The sequence below is a fragment of the Butyrivibrio sp. genome, assembly GCF_017940685.1.
GTDB lineage: Bacteria > Bacillota > Clostridia > Lachnospirales > Lachnospiraceae > Butyrivibrio.
Map to the genome: position 1 here is coordinate 1 of NZ_JAGAYD010000193.1, position 2907 is coordinate 2907.

Annotated in this window: 4 protein-coding genes; all 4 read right to left on the bottom strand. The window is 45.3% G+C overall.

Going from position 1 to position 2907, the window contains the following annotated elements; genetic code table 11:
• Positions 1-623: tRNA pseudouridine(55) synthase TruB (gene truB / locus J6I68_RS12170; protein ID WP_292220678.1), on the bottom strand; the 623-nt coding region annotated here is incomplete at its 3' end.
• Positions 624-661: 38 nt separating this feature from the next.
• Positions 662-1609: a DHH family phosphoesterase gene (locus J6I68_RS12175; protein WP_292220679.1), complete on the bottom strand. Its 948-nt coding sequence runs from the start codon at positions 1607-1609 to the stop codon at positions 662-664.
• Positions 1609-2028, bottom strand: a complete 420-nt coding sequence (gene rbfA / locus J6I68_RS12180) for a 30S ribosome-binding factor RbfA (protein ID WP_292220681.1) — start codon at positions 2026-2028, stop codon at positions 1609-1611. Before rbfA ends, J6I68_RS12175 begins: the two co-directional genes overlap by 1 nt.
• Before the next feature lie 16 nt (positions 2029-2044).
• Positions 2045-2907, bottom strand: an 863-nt coding sequence (locus J6I68_RS12185; protein ID WP_330622505.1) for a hypothetical protein, incomplete at its 5' end; no start/stop codon positions are given.

The following is a 2907-nucleotide window of genomic DNA, read 5'->3' on the forward strand; positions in this document are numbered from 1 at the left end:
AAAGAAAACGCTCCAACCCTTGTCCTTGTAAGATGCTGCATCGCTGCTCCGCAGCCAAGTGACAGGCCAATGTCATGGCAGAGAGTCCTTATATAAGTTCCCTTTGAGCACTTAACTTCCATGGTGAAAAGATGGTCTGACGCAAGGTGAGAATCATCAAGGATCGTGATAGCGCCGATGTTTACCTTCCTGGCCTTTCTCTCAACTTCCTTGCCTTCCCTGGCCAGTTCGTAGAGCTTTTTGCCGCCGACTTTGATGGCAGAATACATAGGTGGTATCTGCTCATAGTCACCAACAAAGGCCCTGACCGCATCGTGAAGCTGCTGCCTTGTCACGTTAACAGGAGCCTCTTCAAGCACCTGCCCTGACATATCCTGAGTATCTGTAGTAACTCCAAGCCTGCAGACAGCTATATATTCCTTGTCGTGATCTGTGAGCATTTCAACCAGCTTGGTGCCTGTTCCAAGGCATACCACTAAAACTCCCACAGCGTCCGGGTCCAAAGTTCCTGTGTGTCCTATCTTTTTCTGGTGAAGGATTCCCCTAAGCTTGGCCACCACATCGTTGGAAGTAAAGCCCGGTTCCTTATATATGTTTATAAGTCCATTGTAAGCATTAGCCATCGTAAATACTGAAAATGGGGCTTATTAAGCCCCACTTTTTATCCTATTTGTTTTTGAATATACTTTGTTAAGTTGTTGATCACATCATGATATGTGCCGCTTACAGTGCAGCCTGCAGCGCGAACATGACCGCCGCCGCCAAACATCTGGGCAACCTCAGACACATTGACTGCTCCGTTGCTGCGAAGGCTTACCTTGTACTCAAGGGGCGCAAGCTCATACATGAATATTGCGCAGTCAACACCTATTGTCAGAAGAAGCTGGTTAACAATGCCATCAAGATCATTGCTCTCAACTCCGTAAAACTCCATGGTCTGCTTGGAAACAACAGATACTATGCATCTGCCATCCATCAGAAGGATGCTCTCTAAAAGAGCTCTTCCAAGAATCTGATTCTGTATATAGGTCTTTTCATAAAAGACATGATCTATAAGTGAGCCAAAATCAAAGCCGTAGGAAATAAGCTCTGCTGCCACTCTCATGGTCTTGGGTGAAGTGTTGTTGTACTTGAACACTCCTGTATCTGTCACCATACCTGTGTAAAGAGCCTTGGCGATCTCCACATCGATTCTGGAAGGATCCAGTGTGTCGTAAACAAGCTCGCAGGCGCTGCTGGCGTCAGGAACGATGTAAAGTTCATCCCCGGTTCCAGGGTTGCTTACATGGTGATCAATATTTATAGTCTTTTTTGCCGCGTCAAAAAACTTCTCGGCATCTCCGGTTCTATCCTTGGAACAGTCTAAAACGATGAAAAGATCATAGCTTTCAACATCTGATGTAAAGTCTGTCTTTACCTCATCTGATCCGCTAATGAATGTCAGCTCAGGAAGAACCTTCTCCAGAAACACATCAACTTTAGTCTCTGGATAGTTCTTTTTCAGGTAAAGATACATTCCAAGAGATGATCCGATAGCATCACCATCAGGTCTTACATGACTTGAGATTCCGATTGTCTTAGCACTGCCAATAAGCTGATCGATCTTCATTAGTCCTCCTGTTCTTCTTCTGAAGAATCATCCTCGATGCTCTCGCCTCTTGCAAGCCTTGCCTCATTGTCCTTGGCTGTTACTTCATCAATCTTCTTGGACATGTTGATGGCATACTCTATGGAATCATCCATAATGAAGCGGATCTCTGGTGTGTATCTCATATTAAGTTCCCTGGCGAGGGTGCTGCGGATATATCCTGAAGCAGATTTAAGACCCTCCTGTGTGCGGAGTCTGTCCTCATCATTGCCCATTACAGTAACCCACACCTTGCATGTCTTAAGGTCCGGCGCAACCTCTACATCCATAACAGATGTAAAGGGGCTGATCCTTGGATCCTTGGAAAAATGGATCGCTTCAGAAATTACCTTCTGCACTTCGCCATTGATTCTTCTGTTTTTATTACTATTTTTTCTCATAATTTCCTATCTCAAATTAAGTCCTTGGAACCTCTACCATCTCGTAGGCTTCAACAAGGTCACCCTCGTGGATACCGTCAAATCCGTCAAATACAAGACCACACTCGAAGCCTTCCTTAACTTCCTTGACGTCATCCTTGAATCTCTTAAGGGAAGCAAGATCTCCTTCGAAGATCTGCTCGTCATCTCTTGAGATACGAACCTTGCATTCCTTCTTGATGATACCGTCCTTAACAAAGGCACCAGCGATATTGCCGACCTTGGAAGCCTTGAATATCTGGCGAACCTCTGCATGACCTGTGATTCTCTCTTCGTATACAGGAGCAAGCATACCCTTCATAGCATACTCGATCTCCTCGATTGCCTGGTAAATAACCTTGTAAAGCTTGATCTCAACGCCCTCGTGATCAGCCATGCTCTTGGCTGTTGCGTCAGGACGAACATCAAATCCGATGATGATGGCATTTGATGCTGCAGCAAGTGTTACATCAGACTCATTGATGGCACCAACACCGCCATGGATAACCTTAACAACAACCTCTTCGTTAGAGAGCTTAAGAAGTGACTGCTTAAGAGCCTCTACGCTACCCTGAACGTCAGCTTTGATGATGATGTTAAGTTCCTGAAGCCTGCCCTCTTCAATCTTGGAGTAAAGATCATCAAGGGACATCTTAGCCTTAGTCTCTTCAATAAGATCCTTCTTGTGCTGCTGAAGGTATGTGTTTGCATACTGTTTAGCTTCTTTGTCAGTCTCGTGTCCAAGGAATACCTCACCGGCATTTGGAACATCTGAAAGACCAAGGATCTCAACTGGCTGTGAAGGACGAGCTTCTTTAAGCTTGTTGCCCTTATCATCAACCATGGCTCTGACCTTACCTG

What these genes read in the sequence shown, in the direction of transcription:
- J6I68_RS12175 (WP_292220679.1), bottom strand. Translation starts at nt 1,609, where the DNA reads ATGAAGATCGATCAGCTTATTGGCAGTGCTAAGACAATCGGAATCTCA.
- rbfA (WP_292220681.1), bottom strand. Translation starts at nt 2,028, where the DNA reads ATGAGAAAAAATAGTAATAAAAACAGAAGAATCAATGGCGAAGTGCAG.